At 64.6% G+C, this 14,494-nt stretch carries 15 protein-coding genes; 3 read left to right on the top strand and 12 right to left on the bottom strand.

Annotated features, from left to right (window positions below; genetic code table 11):
• Positions 1-52: 52 nt before the first annotated feature.
• From Q9316_RS05820 to Q9316_RS05830, 3 genes are all read right to left on the bottom strand, one after another.
• Positions 53-229 (bottom strand): hypothetical protein, encoded by a 177-nt coding sequence (locus Q9316_RS05820; protein WP_306034286.1) that lies wholly within the window; start codon positions 227-229, stop codon positions 53-55.
• 32 nt (positions 230-261) lie between these two features.
• Entirely contained in the window at positions 262-426 is a 165-nt protein-coding gene (locus tag Q9316_RS05825) for a hypothetical protein (protein WP_306034287.1), read from the bottom strand.
• Between the two features lie 175 nt (positions 427-601).
• Positions 602-940: a DUF2147 domain-containing protein gene (locus Q9316_RS05830; protein WP_306034288.1), complete on the bottom strand. Its 339-nt coding sequence runs from the start codon at positions 938-940 to the stop codon at positions 602-604.
• A 468-nt stretch (positions 941-1,408) separates the two neighbouring features.
• Here Q9316_RS05830 and Q9316_RS05835 point away from each other — a divergent pair, with 468 nt between their 5' ends.
• Entirely contained in the window at positions 1,409-1,678 is a 270-nt protein-coding gene (locus tag Q9316_RS05835) for an SEL1-like repeat protein (RefSeq protein WP_306034289.1), read from the top strand.
• A gap of 78 nt (positions 1,679-1,756) precedes the next feature.
• Here the strand turns inward: Q9316_RS05835 and Q9316_RS05840 are convergent, their stop codons facing one another.
• The 4 genes from Q9316_RS05840 to Q9316_RS05855 form a co-directional block, all read right to left on the bottom strand.
• Positions 1,757-2,872 carry a pyridoxal phosphate-dependent aminotransferase gene (locus Q9316_RS05840; RefSeq protein WP_306034290.1) on the bottom strand — a complete coding sequence of 372 codons (1,116 nt, stop codon included), beginning with the start codon at positions 2,870-2,872 and terminating at the stop codon, positions 1,757-1,759.
• 117 nt (positions 2,873-2,989) lie between these two features.
• Positions 2,990-3,418, bottom strand: coding sequence for a PilZ domain-containing protein (locus Q9316_RS05845; protein WP_306034291.1), 429 nt, complete (start codon positions 3,416-3,418; stop codon positions 2,990-2,992).
• Positions 3,419-3,537: 119 nt separating this feature from the next.
• The gene (locus Q9316_RS05850) at positions 3,538-3,894 is read right to left on the bottom strand and encodes a hypothetical protein (protein WP_306034292.1); all 357 of its coding nucleotides are present in this window, start codon (positions 3,892-3,894) and stop codon (positions 3,538-3,540) included.
• A gap of 119 nt (positions 3,895-4,013) precedes the next feature.
• Positions 4,014-5,237 carry an acyl-CoA dehydrogenase gene (locus tag Q9316_RS05855; RefSeq protein ID WP_306034293.1) on the bottom strand — a complete coding sequence of 408 codons (1,224 nt, stop codon included), beginning with the start codon at positions 5,235-5,237 and terminating at the stop codon, positions 4,014-4,016.
• Positions 5,238-5,466: 229 nt separating this feature from the next.
• Here Q9316_RS05855 and Q9316_RS05860 point away from each other — a divergent pair, with 229 nt between their 5' ends.
• Complete coding sequence (locus tag Q9316_RS05860) at positions 5,467-6,495, top strand: extracellular catalytic domain type 1 short-chain-length polyhydroxyalkanoate depolymerase (protein ID WP_306034294.1); 1,029 nt, start codon at positions 5,467-5,469, stop codon at positions 6,493-6,495.
• 7 nt (positions 6,496-6,502) lie between these two features.
• On the opposite strand, the gene iolB is transcribed toward Q9316_RS05860, so the two are convergent.
• From iolB to Q9316_RS05885, 5 genes are all read right to left on the bottom strand, one after another.
• Positions 6,503-7,297, bottom strand: coding sequence for a 5-deoxy-glucuronate isomerase (gene iolB, locus Q9316_RS05865; protein ID WP_306034295.1), 795 nt, complete (start codon positions 7,295-7,297; stop codon positions 6,503-6,505).
• A 9-nt stretch (positions 7,298-7,306) separates the two neighbouring features.
• A complete protein-coding gene (iolE, locus tag Q9316_RS05870; RefSeq protein WP_306034296.1) occupies positions 7,307-8,224 on the bottom strand; it encodes a myo-inosose-2 dehydratase in 918 nt (305 codons plus the stop codon).
• Between the two features lie 173 nt (positions 8,225-8,397).
• The gene (iolD, locus tag Q9316_RS05875) at positions 8,398-10,248 is read right to left on the bottom strand and encodes a 3D-(3,5/4)-trihydroxycyclohexane-1,2-dione acylhydrolase (decyclizing) (protein ID WP_306034297.1); all 1,851 of its coding nucleotides are present in this window, start codon (positions 10,246-10,248) and stop codon (positions 8,398-8,400) included.
• A gap of 22 nt (positions 10,249-10,270) precedes the next feature.
• The gene (locus Q9316_RS05880) at positions 10,271-12,193 is read right to left on the bottom strand and encodes a bifunctional 5-dehydro-2-deoxygluconokinase/5-dehydro-2-deoxyphosphogluconate aldolase (RefSeq protein WP_306034298.1); all 1,923 of its coding nucleotides are present in this window, start codon (positions 12,191-12,193) and stop codon (positions 10,271-10,273) included.
• Between the two features lie 120 nt (positions 12,194-12,313).
• Positions 12,314-13,171: a MurR/RpiR family transcriptional regulator gene (locus Q9316_RS05885; protein ID WP_306034299.1), complete on the bottom strand. Its 858-nt coding sequence runs from the start codon at positions 13,169-13,171 to the stop codon at positions 12,314-12,316.
• A 149-nt stretch (positions 13,172-13,320) separates the two neighbouring features.
• Here Q9316_RS05885 and Q9316_RS05890 point away from each other — a divergent pair, with 149 nt between their 5' ends.
• Positions 13,321-14,442, top strand: coding sequence for a Gfo/Idh/MocA family protein (locus Q9316_RS05890; RefSeq protein ID WP_306034300.1), 1,122 nt, complete (start codon positions 13,321-13,323; stop codon positions 14,440-14,442).
• Positions 14,443-14,494 lie beyond the last annotated feature (52 nt).

Consider the following 14,494-nt stretch of genomic DNA (forward strand, 5'->3'; position numbering starts at 1 on the left):
GGTGGTGGGCCGGCCGGGTTTAGCACGGATCGAGGACGTGGACAGTGCCGTGTCAGCTCATCGACTGGCGCTGGAGGGTGACGAAGAGCACCAGGCCGGCGCCCTGCTTTTCGATGCCGAGGCTGCCCGCATTGCTCCAGGCAAGCGCGCCGACCGGGGCGATCATCATCGCCGAAAGGGCAAGGATGCGCAGCGCGACGGCGGACGTGTGGATGAGGGCGGTCATCATCTCGGTTTCTTTCAGGAGCGTTTCGGTCGGTATCAGAGCGAGGCGCGGCACATTTCCGGCGCCGAGCATGCGGCGAGCTTGCCGGTGGTGTTGTGCGTGCTGCGGCGGTAATCGGTCTCGACGGCGGCGGCCAGCATGATCGCGAAGATGGCCATCAGGAGCGTGATGATGGTCAGGCGGCGAGCGAGGATGTCCATGGTGTTCCCCCATGTGGAATGTTTCGGTGTACCCCTTGTCGCATTCCGGGACTGAACGCTCCCTGAGAGGCCGGTTCATCTCCCGTTCAGGAACGGTGTGATTCGCCCTTCCGGCTCCTCAAACAAAAAAGCCGGCGTCAGGAACGCCGGCTTTCGTGAGGTGATGTGCGGGATGTCAGAGCCGCGACCAGGTCTGCGATTTGCAGAGAACCGCGAGTACGCAGCCCTTCATGCGCAGCGACTTGCCGCTGACCGAGCCGGAGCCGCTATAGGTCTTGTCCGTCTCGGGGTCGGTGATCGAGCCGCTATAGTCGTTGCCCGATCCGCTCAGCTTGCCGATGCTCTTGCCGGCATGCTTGCCCGTCTTCAGCGTGATGCAGAAGCTGCCGCCGCACTTGGCGATGGCGGCGGTCGCGCCGCTCGCCGTCTTCCAGTTGCCTTCGATCGGTTCCGCGGCAAGGGCGATGCCCGGAGCGACCAGAAGGGCGGCGGCGATCCATGTCCTCAGTTTCATTCTCTTCCTCCTCCAGAATGAGAGCCCGAATATATCTTACGCACACGTAAAGGTAAATATGCCCGATCGCTGGTTTTTCGCGTGTTTTCGGCGAGGCCGGACGGGAGAAAAACGAAGGCCCAGAACGTGCGGTCGTTTGCGGTGGTTAGCGAAAGGTTGAAATCGCCGGTTGAACAATCCGTAAATTTTGAAGCAAATCCGCCGGATTCCAGCGGCTCCGATGTTTAACGAAAACCCAATTTTACCAAGCGTTTGGATTTTGTTCGTCTCAAATTAAGCATGCATTTTAAGCGCATTTTGAAAGGCCCGCGGCATAGTGGAGCCATAAGACGAGCACGGAGAAACCGGCCGGCAAAACTCTGAAGGAAGACCATGCCGCAGAAGACGGCAGGCGCCAGAGGAGGCCCGAAAGGGCAGGTAAAACAGGATAATACGAGCAGTAAACCGAGTTAGACAGGGACAATCGAAATGGCACGCTTTGACTTTCAGACCACCGAAACGGCCGCCATGACGGGCGGTGAGAGCCGCGCTGAAATCTTCTGCGACATGGGCCTCATGTATGCCACGGGCCGCGGCTGCGACGTCGATCTGGTGCAGGCGCACAAGTGGCTCAACATCGCTGCCATCAAGGGTTGCGAACGCGCCGCCGAGCTGCGCGGCGACCTTGCCGCGACGATGACGAAGACCGACCTCGCACTGGCGCTGCGCGCCGCCCGCGAGTGGATGACGGTGCACTGATAGGGGCGCGTCGACAGCGGGCGGACGAGCATCTGCGGCCTAGAAGAAAAAGACCTGCGGGCCGCAGCAGACCGCCGCCTACTTGCCGACTGCCTTCAAGACCTTCGGCAACGCTTCCTCCAGCAACGCCATGTCGCCTTCCGGCCCCACGCTGATGCGGATGCACCGGTTGTGGGGGGCGACGCCCGGCATGCGGATGAAGACGCCGTGTTCCATCAGGCCGTCGACGATGGCCCGGGCGTGGGTGCCGTCCCGGCCGCAATCGACGGTGACGAAATTGGTGGCGGAGGCGAGCGGCGAGAGGCCGTTGGAACGCGCGATCCCCGCGATGCGCTCGCGGGACGCGGCAATGCGGGCGATGACGTCGGCAAGATAGGCCTGGTCCTTCAAGGCCGCGAGCGCCGCCTCGACCGAGACCCGCGCCATGCCGAAATGATTTCGGATCTTGTCGAAGGCCTGCGCATTGCCGAGCGTGCCGATCGCATAGCCGATCCGCGCGCCGGCAAGGCCGTAGGCTTTCGAGAAGGTGCGCATGCGCAGGATGTTCGGCTGGCCGATCAGCGCACCGATGGACGGAATGGTGCCGGCCGGCGCTGTCTCGCCATAGGCCTCGTCGAGAACGAGCAGCGTCGTTTCGGGAAGCGCCCGCGCAAAGGAGACCACGCTGTCGGCATCCCACCAGCTTCCCATCGGATTGTCGGGATTGGCGAAATAGACGAGCGGCGCCTCTTCGCGGCGCACGGCCTCCAGAAGGCCGTCGAGGTCCTCCCGGTCGCCGGAATAGGGCACCGTGACCAGCCGCCCGCCAAATCCGTTCACATGGTAGTTGAAGGTGGGATAACCGCCGAGCGAAGTCACGACCGGCGTGCCCGGCTCGATGACGAGGCGTGCGATCTCGCCGAGCAGCCCGTCGATGCCGCCGCCGACCGCGATATTGTCGCGCGAAACGCCGTGATGCAGGGCAAGCGCCTCGCGCAGCTCGAAATTCTCCGGATCGCTGTACATCCAGGTCGTCCCGGCCGCCGCACGCATCGCCTCCAGAACGGAAGGGGCGGGGCCGAAGCCGCTTTCATTGGCGCCGATGCGGGCTTTCACGGCAAGGCCGCGATTGCGCTCGATGGCTTCCGGCCCGACGAAGGGAACGGTTGCCGGCAGGGACTGGGCGAGGGCGGTAAAGCGGGAGAATGCGGACATGAAAGCGCCTGGAGATCGGTGGAACGGTCGGGAGGCCGCCAGCCGGTCGACGCAAGGCGCCCGCCGGAATCGGCTTTCCGTGGGCACCCTAGCCAATAAAGCGGGAAGGTGAAACGGTCAGGTGACGGCCGAGCCGATGCCGCGTCTTTCCACGCCGGCCATGTAGCGCCGCTCTTCCTTCTTGGGCCGGCTGCTGGTGCCGCCGGTAAAATAATCGGACCGCACGATCGTGTGCAGCAGCTCTTCGTCTATTTCCTTGATGAACTGCACGCCGATCCGGTTGTCGTTGCGGTAGACTTCCGCGCAGCCGATGCGCGAGGCGACGCCGACGATGGAGAGGTAGTAGTGCAGCGGCAGGCCGATGGTGGTGCTGACGGTGAAGCTGGCGCCGCCCTGGGAAATGTCGATCAGCCTGCAGCTGCGCATCTTCGGCGCGGCAAGGTCGAAGCCGACGGTCATCAGCATGCCCTGCCGGTTGACGCTAAAACGATCCCATTTGCGTTCGTAAAGTCCCGCTTTTGACCGCGGATCGGCACCGATACTCATGGTTACACTCCCGATAAGGACATCATGCCCGACAGAGGAGGGAGTGTTGCAGGCGATTGTTTTGTTTCGTTGAAACAAAAGCTTAAAAGTTTAATCGCCGCGTTTTTCCGAAAGTCCGGTCACAGCGCGTGCGTGTCCGGCTGGCGGCCTAGCACGGCGTTGAGGAAATCCGGGTCGAGGAACATGTTGAAGCGCACCACCAGTTCTTCGCCCTCGCGCTTGAACTCCGTGCAGGGGATGCCGTCGCGCACGCCCTGGATCTCCAGGTAGAAATTCTCCGGCAGCGTCAGCGTCTTGTTGACCGAGAGCATCGCGCCCGCGCTTGAAAGGCTGCGCACGAGGCAGGTATAGCGCATCGCCGTGCTGAGATGATGGCCGATCGGCGTGATGAAGCCGGGCCGGTCGATGCGATACTGGACAAAACTGCGCTTGGGATGGCGCAGGCGAAGCTGGTCGTGGATGTGTTCGAGGGGCATGTCGCCCTCCCGCTTCTATTGCCGGGTTTGAACTGTACCGAAACGGGATGGATAAAACGTGAAAGCGGCCGCGCGCATTTTAGCGAGCGGCCGCCGGTATTCACAATCGCGGATGAAGCTTACTGGAAGGCCTGGAGGCCCGTCTGTGCGCGGCCGAGGATCAGCGCATGGATGTCGTGCGTGCCCTCGTAGGTGTTGACGGCCTCAAGGTTCATGACGTGGCGGATAACGCCGTATTCGTCGGAAACGCCGTTGCCGCCGTGCATGTCGCGGGCAACGCGGGCGATGTCGAGCGCCTTGCCGCAATTGTTGCGCTTCATCAGCGAGATGAGCTCGGCCGGTGCACGGTGCTCGTCGAACAGGCGGCCGAGGCGCAGTGCGCCCTGCAGGCCGAGCGAGATCTCGGTCTCCATGTCGGCAAGCTTCTTCTGGATGAGCTGGTTGGCGGCGAGCGGCTTGCCGAACTGCTTGCGGTCGAGCGTGTACTGGCGGGCGGCGTGCCAGCAGAATTCCGCCGCGCCCATGGCGCCCCAGGCGATGCCGTAGCGCGCGCGGTTGAGGCAGCCGAAGGGGCCGGCAAGGCCCGCCACTTCCGGCAGCAGGTTTGCGTCCGGAACGAAGACGTCCTGCATCATGATCATGCCGGTGACGGAGGCGCGCAGCGAGAACTTGCCCTCGATCTTCGGCGTCTCGAAGCCCTTCATGCCGCGTTCCAGCACGAAGCCCTTGATCTTGTTGTCATGCGCGTCGGATTTCGCCCAGACGACGGCGACATCGGCGATCGGCGAATTGGTGATCCAGTTCTTGGCGCCGGAGATGAGGTAGCCGCCGTCGACCTTCTTGGCGCGGGTGATCATGGAGGAGGGGTCCGAGCCGTGATCGGGCTCGGTGAGGCCGAAGCAGCCGACCCACTCGCCGGAAGCGAGCTTGGGCAGGTACTTCTTGCGGGTCTCTTCCGTGCCGTAGGCGAAGATCGGGTGCATGACGAGCGAGGACTGCACGGACATGGCCGAGCGGTAACCGGAATCGACGCGCTCGACCTCCCGGGCAACGAGGCCGTAGGAGACGTAGTTGGCGCCGACGCCGCCGTATTCTTCCGGAACGGTCGGGCCGAGCAGGCCGAGCTCGCCCATCTCGCTCATGATCTCGCGGTGGAAGATCTCGTGACGGTTCGCTTCGGTGACGCGCGAGGCGAGCTTGTCCTGGCAATAGGCGCGGGCCGTATCGCGGATCATGCGCTCTTCGTCGGTGAGCTGGTCCTCCAGGAGGAAGGGATCGGCCCAGTCGAAGGGCGCCATCTTGGCGCGGGCCTGTTCCGGAGTGGCGCTGTGGTGCTCGCTCATTGCTTCATCCTGTCGCGTTTTGTCGTTGCAGAAGTGCTACATCAGCTTGTCCCTCTTCGAAAGGGCGGGAACGAAAAGGGCCGGCGAACACTTTGGCTATTTGTGAATGCCCTCATGAATGTGGAGAATGAGCCGGTCCGGCCGCATTTTTCCCTTTTCGCCTTTATCCTGCCGCTCGAGATGAGCTAGTAGCCTGACAATGAGCAATTCCCCCAAAAGGAGGCTGAGCATGCGCGACCGCTTCAAGCGATCAGTCGAGCGGCTGTTGCCGACCGAAGCCAAACTTGGCGATCTGTTCTGGCCGTTTTCCCGTGATCCCGAGCGCAAGGTGCCGCCCGTCCGGCGACGCCCCGCAGTCTCCTCGCCCCTCGTCGAAGTCACCGGGTTCGGCAGCAATCCCGGCGGCCTGCGCATGTTCGAGCATGTTCCGGAAGGCCTGCCCGCCGGGCGCCCGCTCGTCCTCGTGCTGCACGGCTGCCAGCAGGACGCGGAAAGCTACGACCGGGCGGCCGGCTGGGCGTTGCTTGCGGAAGAACGCGGCTTTGCCGTGGTCTACGCCCAGCAGCGCGAGGCCAACAACCCCCGGCTCTGCTTCACCTGGTTCCGTCCGAGCGAGGTGACGCGCGACCGCGGCGAGACGATGTCGATCCGCCAGATGGTGGCGTACACGGCGGAACGGGTGGCAAGCGATCCGGAACGCATCTTCGTCACCGGTCTTTCCGCCGGCGGGGCGATGACGGCCGCCATGCTCGCCAACTATCCGGCGCTTTTTGCCGGCGGCGCCATCATCGCCGGCCTGCCCTTCGGTGCCGCGCGCGATGCGTCCCGCGCCTTCGACGCCATGGCGGCGGCCCCCGAGCGCACCGCCCGCGAATGGAGCGATCTCGTGCGGGCGGTTTCGCCGCGCATCGCCCGCAAGCCGGCCATTTCCATCTGGCACGGCACGGCGGACGAGACCGTCTCGCTGTCGAACGGCCTTGCGCTCGCCGAACAGTGGCGCGACCTCTACCGCCTGCCGAAGGAGGCCTTCGTGGAAAAGCGCCTGAAGCGCCGGCGCACGCGCATCTGGCCGGACAAGGAGGGCAGGGCTCTCGTCACCTTCCACGAAATCGACGGCATGGGCCACGGCACGCCCGTCCTGACCGGCGAGGGCGGGGGGTACGCCGCTTCGGCCGAGCCCTTCATGCTGGATGTGGGCTTTTCGTCGACGCTTGAGATCGCGAAAGAGTGGGGGCTGACGCGCAAGTGGAAGCGGTAGGGTCTGCTCACCCCAGCAGCCATTCGTGCTCCCTGGCGTTGTGGAACTTCCACACCCGCTTCGGCCCGGCCATCACGTTGAGATAGTAGAGATCGTAGCCGTGGATGGTGGCGCAGGGGTGGTAGCCCTTGGGCACCAGCGTCACGTCGCCGTCCTCCACCGCCATCGCCTCGTCGAGCGACCGGTCGTCCGTATAGACGCGCTGGAAGGCAAAGCCCTGCGGCGGGTTGAGGCGGTGGTAATAGGTCTCCTCGAGGAGGCTTTCGTTCGGTAGGTCGTCTTGGTCGTGCTTGTGCGAGGGATAGGACGAGGTATTGCCGCTCGGCGTGATGACCTCGACGACGAGCAGCGAATGGGCCGAACCGTCGTCCTCCGGCATGATGTTGTGGACGTGGCGGACGTTCGAGCCCTTGCCGCGCGTGAGCTTCGGATGCGTGCCCGGCGGAATGGCCTTCGCCTTGTGGTCCCCGCCGCCCGGTGCCGAGCAGACGGCAAGTTCCAGGTCGGTTTCCGCCGTCACCGTCCAGTTCGAATCGGCCGGGATGTAGAGCGCGTGCGGCACACCGTCGAACGGGCTCATGCGCTCGCCGAGAATGCCGAAATCCTCGCCGCCCGCCGTCGCCTTGCCCTTGCCGGAAATCCAGACGAGGCAGACCTCGCGGCTTCCCGTTTCCGCCGCGACGATCTCGCCCGGCTTCATGCGGTGCAGGTCGAAGCCGACATAGGTCCAGCCGGCGCTTTCCGGCGTGACATGGCTGACGCGGCCATGCACGCCGTTCGGTTTCACGATGAGGTTCGGCATGGTTCGCTCCTATCCCTTCGGAAAGCCTTCCGTCTCGACGGTATAACCCGCCGCTGTCATCACGCGCATCAGTTCCGCGTAACCGACCTCGGCCATTTTCTGCGGCGGCGCCTTGCGCGGGTCCTGCTCGGCCTCCACGACGAACCAGCCCTCGTAGCCGTAATCCGCGAAACGCTGGACGATGGCGCCGAAATCGAGCGAGCCGTCGCCCGGCACGGTGAAGGCGCCGAGCGCCACCGCGTCTAGGAAGGATTGTCTGCTGCGGTCGAGCCCATCCACCACCGCCTTGCGGATATCCTTGACATGGACGTGGTTGATGCGGGCGTGGTGCCTGTCGATGGCGCGCAGCACGTCGCCGCCGGCAAAGGCGAGATGGCCGGCATCGAGCAGCAGCGGAATGCCTTCGCCCGACGCGTTCATGAAGGCGTCGAGTTCCGGCTCGGTCTCCACGACGGCGGCCATATGGTGGTGATAGGAGAGCGGCATGCCCTGGTCGCCGCACCATTCGCCGAATTCGGTGAGGCGGCGGCCATAGGCCTTCATCTCGTCGTCCGAGAGGCGCGGCTTGGTGGCGAGCGGCCTGGAACGGTCGCCCTGGATGGAGCGGCCGACCTCGCCATAGACGATGCAGGGCGCATCGACCGCCTTGAACAGTTCGATCATCGGCGCGATGCGGTCCTTGTTGGCCGAAAGCTCCTCGTCGACCAGCGTGCCGGAAAACCAGCCGCCGCACAGCGTGACGTCGGCTGCGCGCAGGATCGGCAGCATCTCCTCCGGATTGCTCGGGAAGCGGCGGCCCTGTTCCATGCCGGTGAAGCCGGCGCTGCGCGACTGGCGCAGGCACTCTTCGAGGGAAACGTCGTCGCTGAGTTCCGGAAGATCGTCGTTCCACCAGGCGATGGGCGACATGCCGAGTTTGGCTTTCATCTGTTGTCTCCTTGGAGAAGGCGCTCGGCCTCCCATGTTGTGGTCTCTGCCTCTCCTCCGTCATCCTCGGGCTTGACCCGAGGATCCACCCACACGGCACGCCTTGAGTTCGTGGCATGGATCCTCGGGTCAAGCCCGAGGATGACGGAGGAGAGGAGGAGGCGTTGTCTATCCTAGCCGACGTTCTGTGCCGCGCGCGCCTTCACATAGGCCTCGCGCGCCCGGTTGACCTCCCCGCGCGGGCTCACTTCCGGCACAGCCACGTCCCACCAGTGGCCACCCTCCTGAGTGGTGACCAGCGGGTCCGTGTCGATGACGATGACCGAGGTGCGGTCGTTGCCCTTGCTTTGCTGGATCGCCGTTTCGAGATCGGCAATAGAGGAGACCTTGACGGCGACCGCGCCCATGCTCTCGGCATGCGCCCGGAAGTCGATATCCGGCATGGTCTCGATCATCGAGTCCTTCAGGAGATTGTTGAAGTTCGCGCCGCCGGTGCCCATCTGCAGCCGGTTGATGCAGCCATAGCCGCGATTGTCCAGCACCACGACGGTCAGCTTCTTGCCGAGCATGATCGAGGTCGAAAGCTCGGAATTCATCATCATGTAGGAGCCGTCGCCGACCATCACGACGACATCCGCCTCCGGCCGCGCCAGCTTGACGCCGAGGCCGCCGGCAATCTCGTAGCCCATGCAGGAAAAGCCGTATTCCATGTGGTAGCCGCCCGGCTTCACGGCTTGCCAGAGCTTGTGCAATTCGCCGGGAAGGCCGCCGGCGGCGCAGACGAGGACCGCGTTCTCGCCGCCGATCGTGCGCTGCACTGCGCCGATGACCTGCGCGTCGGAGGGCAAGGCCGCATTGGTCGCGGCCGTCGCCCGGATCGCCGCCGCCAGCCACTCTTCCTTGCGCGTCTTCGCGGCCGCCTCGACCGCGGCCGGCGCTTTCCAGCCGCCGAGCGCTTCGGAAAGCAGCGTCAGGCCCTCGCGCGCATCGGCGACGAGCGGCTGGCTGTCATGCTTGGCGGCATCGAAGGCGGCGGTGTTGAGGCCGATCATCGTGACGCCGTCGTTCTTGAAGAGCGCCCAGGAGCCGGTGGTGAAATCCTGCATGCGCGTGCCGACGGCGAGGATGACGTCCGCTTCTTCCGCGAAGGCATTGGCGGCCGAGGTGCCAGTGACGCCGATCGAGCCCATGCAGAGCGGATGGTCGTCCGGCAGCGCCGACTTACCGGCCTGGGTGACGGCGACCGGAATGCCATGCATGCCGGCAAATGCCTTGAGTTCGGCGGTCGCCTGCGAATAGAGCACGCCGCCGCCGGCGATGATCAGCGGCTTCTGTGCCTTGCGCAGCGTGGCGATGGCGGCCGCGAGTTCGTCCGCATCGGGGCGGGGGCGGCGCTGCGTCCAGACCTTTTCTTCAAAAAGACTTGCCGGATAGTCGTAGGCCTCTGCCTGCACGTCCTGGCAGAGTGACAGCGTCACCGGGCCGCAATCGACCGGATCAGTCAGCACCTGCATGGTGCGCTTCAGCGCCGGGATGATCTGCTCGGGGCGGGTGATGCGGTCGAAATAGCGCGAGACGCAACGGAAGGCGTCGTTCACCGAGGCGGTGCCGTCGCCGAAATCCTCGATCTGCTGGAGGACCGGGTCGGGGATGCGGTTGGCGAAGACGTCGCCGGGCAGGAACAATACGGGCAGGCGGTTGACGTGTGCGACGCCCGCCGCCGTCACCATGTTGAGCGCGCCGGGGCCGATGGAGGTCGTGCAGGCCATGAAGCGCTGGCGGAAGCTCGCCTTGGCGAAAGCGACGGCGGCATGCGCCATGCCCTGTTCGTTGTGGGCGCGCAGCGTCGGCAGCTCCTCGCGCACCTGATAGAGCGCTTCTCCCATGCCGGCGACATTGCCGTGGCCGAAGATGCCCCAGACGCCGGCGAAGATCGGAACCGTCCTGCCGTCGACGACCGTCATCTGTGCCTTCAGGAAATGCGCGACGGCTTGCGCCATCGTCAGCCTGATCGTCTTGCCCATCGTATTCCTCCCAATTCTATTCTTACAGGCCGCGCGTGCGAAGCCATGCGTCGGTCAGTTCGCGGAAGCGGCCGGCCATGTCGGCAATCGCAGCCTCGTCGTCCATCTTGCCGGCCATCCAGGCGCGGGCGGCATCGACGAAGATCGTGCGGCCGACGGCAAAGCCCTTCACGGCCGGCGCCACCTTCGTCGCCTCGAAGGCTTTGACCAGCTCCTCCGTCGGTGCTTCCAGGCCGAGCAGCACGATACCACGGCAATATGCATCGTTTTTGGCGATCACCGTCTCGATGTTCCGCCATGCCTCGGGCGAAGCCTGCGGCTCCAGCTTCCACCAATCCGGCTTGATGCCAAGGTCGTAGAGCTCCTGCAGCGCGGTCGAGACCGTATCGTCCGTGAGCGGCCCGTTCTTGCCGGCGATGATCTCGATTAGCAATTCGCGCCCGACGCGCCGCGCCGCCTCGAAAAGCGTGCGCAGCTTCTCCTGCTGTTCGGTCTTGAGCGCCGCCGGGTCGTCCGGATGATAGAAGCACAGGCACTTGATGCAATGGTCGAGCGGCCATTCTACGAGCTGCGAGCCGATGTCCTGGCTGAACTCGAAGCGCAGCGGCTTGGAGCCCGGCAGCTCGACCGGCCGGCCGAGCCACGAGAAATTCCTGGTGGCGGCGTCGAAGAAGGCGTCGCGGCCGAAGCGCTCGTCGATCAGCATGCCGTAGCCGGGCCGGCCCTCGGCAACGCGTGCTGCGGCCTCGACCGTCAGCCGCTTGAATTCGGAAATCTTTTCATGCGGCACGTTCAGTTCGTCCGCGACATCGACGAGCTGCATGCGGTGATCGCAGGCGAGCGCCATCAGCAGCGGAATATCGCCCTGCTTGCGGTTCGTCGCCCAGTGGATGTGGTTGATCGCCTCGTCCTTGCGCAGCGCCCGGTGCCTGCTGCCGTTCTTGAGGAAGAATTCCAGCTCTTCCCAGCTCGGATATTCCGGCGAGCAGAGCAGGCGCGAGACGGCGAAGGCGCCGCAGGCATTGGCCCAGGTCGCGGAGGTCGCATGGTCCTCGCCGGTGAGCCAGCCGCGCAGGAAGCCCGACATGAACGCATCGCCCGCGCCAAGCACGTTGTAGACCTCGATGGGAAAACCCTGGCCGATCACGCCGTCTTCCCGATCGTCGGAGATCGGACCGTCATAGACGATGCAGCCCATGGCGCCGCGCTTCAGGACGATGGTGGCGGCGGAAACGGCGCGGATGGCCTTAAGAGAGGACAGCACGTCGTCGGCGCCCGAAGCGATCATGATCTCCTCTTCCGTGCCGACGATGAGGTCGCAATCCGGCAGGACCGATTTCATGATGGCCGAGACGCGATCGGATTTCACGTAGCGCTCGAAGCCTTCGGCATGGCCTGCAAGGCCCCAGAGATTAGGGCGGTAATCGATGTCGAAGATGACCTTGCCGCCGCTTTCCTTGGCGATGCGGATCGCCTTGCGCTGCGCGGCCTCGGTGTTGGGGCGGGAAAAATGTGTGCCGGAGACCAGCACGGCGCGCGAGGAGCGCACGAAAGCCTCGTCAACGTCGCCCTCGTCGAGCGCCATGTCGGCGCAGTCGGTGCGCACGAAGATCATCGGCGAAACGCCTTCGGCCTCGATGGCGAGCAGGACCAGCGCCGTCAGTCGCTCCCTGTCGGTGCGGATGCCGGCGACTTCGACGCCTTCGCGGGCGCACTGCTCGCGGATGAAACGGCCCATCTGCTCGTCGCCGACGCGGGTGATGAGTGCGGACTTGAGGCCGAGGCGGGCGGTGCCGATCGCGATATTGGCCGGGCAGCCTCCGACGGACTTGGCGAAGGAGGCCGTATCTTCCAGGCGCGTGCCGAGCTGCTGGCCATAGAGATCGACGGACGAACGGCCGATCGTGATGACGTCGAGCGTCTTGTCCTGGTCAATAGGGCGCATGTCTTCCTCCCGGTCTCGCGGCGCCGTCATGAAGGCGCGGCGGCATTGCGGAAAAATGAAACATGAATTCCATTATTCTGTCAATTCGGAATATTCATTCCGTTTGCATTCCGCAGCATTTCATCTGGAGGATCGCCGCAGACTGCGCCGCTTTTCAGCGATGGCGACGGGCAGGGCCATGGCGAGCGCCATCGAGGCGGACAGCGAGCGGAAGCCCGCATAGTCGGCTTCGGACACCTCGAACCAGTGCGTGGCGGAGGCGGCGAGGGGGGAGAAGACGGAATCGGTGATGGCGACGATCGGCACGCCCCGGCCCGCCAGTTCCTGCGCCTGGGCAAGGCTTTCGGCCGCATAGGGCGCGAAGCTGGCGGCGATGACGGCGTCCCTGCCGGTCGCGAACTGCGTCATTTCCGGATCGATACCGTTCGGCGAGGCGATGATCTGGTGGCGGATGCCGAGCTTGCCGAAGGCGTAGGCGATGTGGGCCGTCAGCGGATAGGAGCGGCGCTTGGCGACGAGATAGATGGTTTCGGCGCGGGCGAGCAGATCGACGGACTTCGAGAACGTCTCGCCGTCGATGGTGCTGGCGAGCCGGGCGACGGACTGGCTCGCGGCGGTGAGGAAGCCGGAAAGCAGTTCCATGTCGCTGCTCGCCGCCGGTCCCGCTTCGAGCGAGAGGAGGCGCTCTTCGTAGGAAAGTGTGCGATCCCGCAGCCGGGCGCGAAAAACGTTCTGCAGGTCGGAAAAGCCCTCGTAGCCCAGGTGGTGGGCAAGGCGCACCAGCGTGGAAGGCTGGACGTCGGCAGCCGTCGCGATGCTGGCGGCGGTGCCGAAGGCCATCTCGTCCGGGTTGGAGAGCGCATAGGCGGCGACCTGCGCCAGCCGCTTTGGCATGGTCGCCTTGCGCTCGATGATGACGCTGCGCAGGCTGTCGAAATCGCGGGGCACGCGCGCAAGGGCCGCTTCGCTGCTGGTCATGTATCCTGTCCTCCTCGGGCGGCCATTCTGCTACGAATGAAATAAATATTCCATATTCTAGGAAAAGATAGTTTTTGTTCCAAATCTTTCCCGCTATGCATGGCGTTCGGAGCGCCCTGCGGCGAGATATAGCGGATGGAGGACATGGCATGAAGGCCCTCGGGATTGGACTGATCGGCACCGGCTACATGGGCAAGTGCCACGCGCTCGCCTGGAACAATGTCAGCGCCGTCTTCGGTGACGTGGAGCGTCCGCGCCTCGTGCATCTTGCGGAAGCCAATGCGGATCTCGCCGCGGCCCGCGCCCGCGAATTCGGCTTCGAGAAAGCAACCGCCAACTGGCGCGACCTGCTCGCCGATCCCGGGATAGACGTCATCTCCGTCACTACGCCGAACCAGTTCCATGCCGAAATGGCGATCGCCGCGCTGGAAGCGGGAAAACATGTCTGGTGCGAGAAGCCGATGGCGCCGGCCTTCACGGATGCCGAGCGCATGCTCGCTGCCCAGCGCTCGTCCGGCAAGGTCGCCGTCATGGGCTACAACTATATCCAGAACCCGGTGATGCGGCACATCCGCTCGCTCATCGACGAGGGCGCCATCGGCACGGTCAACCACGTCCGCATCGAAATGGACGAGGATTTCATGGCCGACCCGGAAGCGCTCTTCTACTGGAAGAGCGAGGCGTCGTCGGGCTACGGCGCGCTCGACGATTTCGCGGTGCATCCGCTCTCGCTGCTCTGGAGCCTGTTCGGCCATGTCGAGGCGGTCATCGCGTCGCTGGCCAAACCCTATGCCGACCGCCCGCTGAAGGAGGGCGGCCGCCGCGCCGTCGAGAATCACGATATTGCGAGCGTGCTCCTGCGCCTTCCCGGCGGCATTTCCGGCGTGCTGATGGCCAACCGCTCGGCCTGGGGCCGCAAGGGCCGCATCGCCCTCCAGATCTACGGCTCGAAGGGCTCTATCCTCTACGACCAGGAGCGCATGAACGAATTCCAGCTCTATACGACGGATGGCCGCGCGAGCGAGCAGGGCTTTTCCACGATTCTGACGGCGCCGCATCACAAGCCCTACGACCGCTTTATCCCGGCGCCCGGCCACGGCCTCGGCTTCAACGACCTCAAGGTCATCGAGTGCCGCGAGCTGATCGCCGCCATTGCCGGCATGGCCTCCCATTCCATCGACTTCAACCATGGCCTGCGCATCGAGAAATCCGTGCATGCGATGGCGCAATCCTTCCGCGAGGGGCGCTGGGTGGAGATCGCGGCGGAATGAATTTTTCCTGAAAAAGCCAAAAAAATCCGGCTGCCCACTCATTGAAACAGCA

This window comes from Shinella zoogloeoides, from assembly GCF_030733845.1.
GTDB classification, from domain to species: Bacteria; Pseudomonadota; Alphaproteobacteria; order Rhizobiales; family Rhizobiaceae; genus Shinella; species Shinella zoogloeoides_C.

Bases quoted from the DNA above. Each gene is read 5' to 3' on its own strand.
- Q9316_RS05890 (WP_306034300.1), top strand. From the start codon at position 13,321: ATGAAGGCCCTCGGGATTGGACTGATCGGCACCGGCTACATGGGCAAG.
- iolB (WP_306034295.1), bottom strand. From the start codon at position 7,297: ATGCCGAACCTCATCGTGAAACCGAACGGCGTGCATGGCCGCGTCAGC.
- iolE (WP_306034296.1), bottom strand. From the start codon at position 8,224: ATGAAAGCCAAACTCGGCATGTCGCCCATCGCCTGGTGGAACGACGAT.
- Q9316_RS05860 (WP_306034294.1), top strand. From the start codon at position 5,467: ATGCGCGACCGCTTCAAGCGATCAGTCGAGCGGCTGTTGCCGACCGAA.
- Q9316_RS05880 (WP_306034298.1), bottom strand. From the start codon at position 12,193: ATGCGCCCTATTGACCAGGACAAGACGCTCGACGTCATCACGATCGGC.
- Q9316_RS05845 (WP_306034291.1), bottom strand. From the start codon at position 3,418: ATGAGTATCGGTGCCGATCCGCGGTCAAAAGCGGGACTTTACGAACGC.
- iolD (WP_306034297.1), bottom strand. From the start codon at position 10,248: ATGGGCAAGACGATCAGGCTGACGATGGCGCAAGCCGTCGCGCATTTC.
- Q9316_RS05850 (WP_306034292.1), bottom strand. From the start codon at position 3,894: ATGCCCCTCGAACACATCCACGACCAGCTTCGCCTGCGCCATCCCAAG.
- Q9316_RS05835 (WP_306034289.1), top strand. From the start codon at position 1,409: ATGGCACGCTTTGACTTTCAGACCACCGAAACGGCCGCCATGACGGGC.
- Q9316_RS05825 (WP_306034287.1), bottom strand. From the start codon at position 426: ATGGACATCCTCGCTCGCCGCCTGACCATCATCACGCTCCTGATGGCC.
- Q9316_RS05885 (WP_306034299.1), bottom strand. From the start codon at position 13,171: ATGACCAGCAGCGAAGCGGCCCTTGCGCGCGTGCCCCGCGATTTCGAC.
- Q9316_RS05840 (WP_306034290.1), bottom strand. From the start codon at position 2,872: ATGTCCGCATTCTCCCGCTTTACCGCCCTCGCCCAGTCCCTGCCGGCA.
- Q9316_RS05830 (WP_306034288.1), bottom strand. From the start codon at position 940: ATGAAACTGAGGACATGGATCGCCGCCGCCCTTCTGGTCGCTCCGGGC.
- Q9316_RS05820 (WP_306034286.1), bottom strand. From the start codon at position 229: ATGATGACCGCCCTCATCCACACGTCCGCCGTCGCGCTGCGCATCCTT.
- Q9316_RS05855 (WP_306034293.1), bottom strand. From the start codon at position 5,237: ATGAGCGAGCACCACAGCGCCACTCCGGAACAGGCCCGCGCCAAGATG.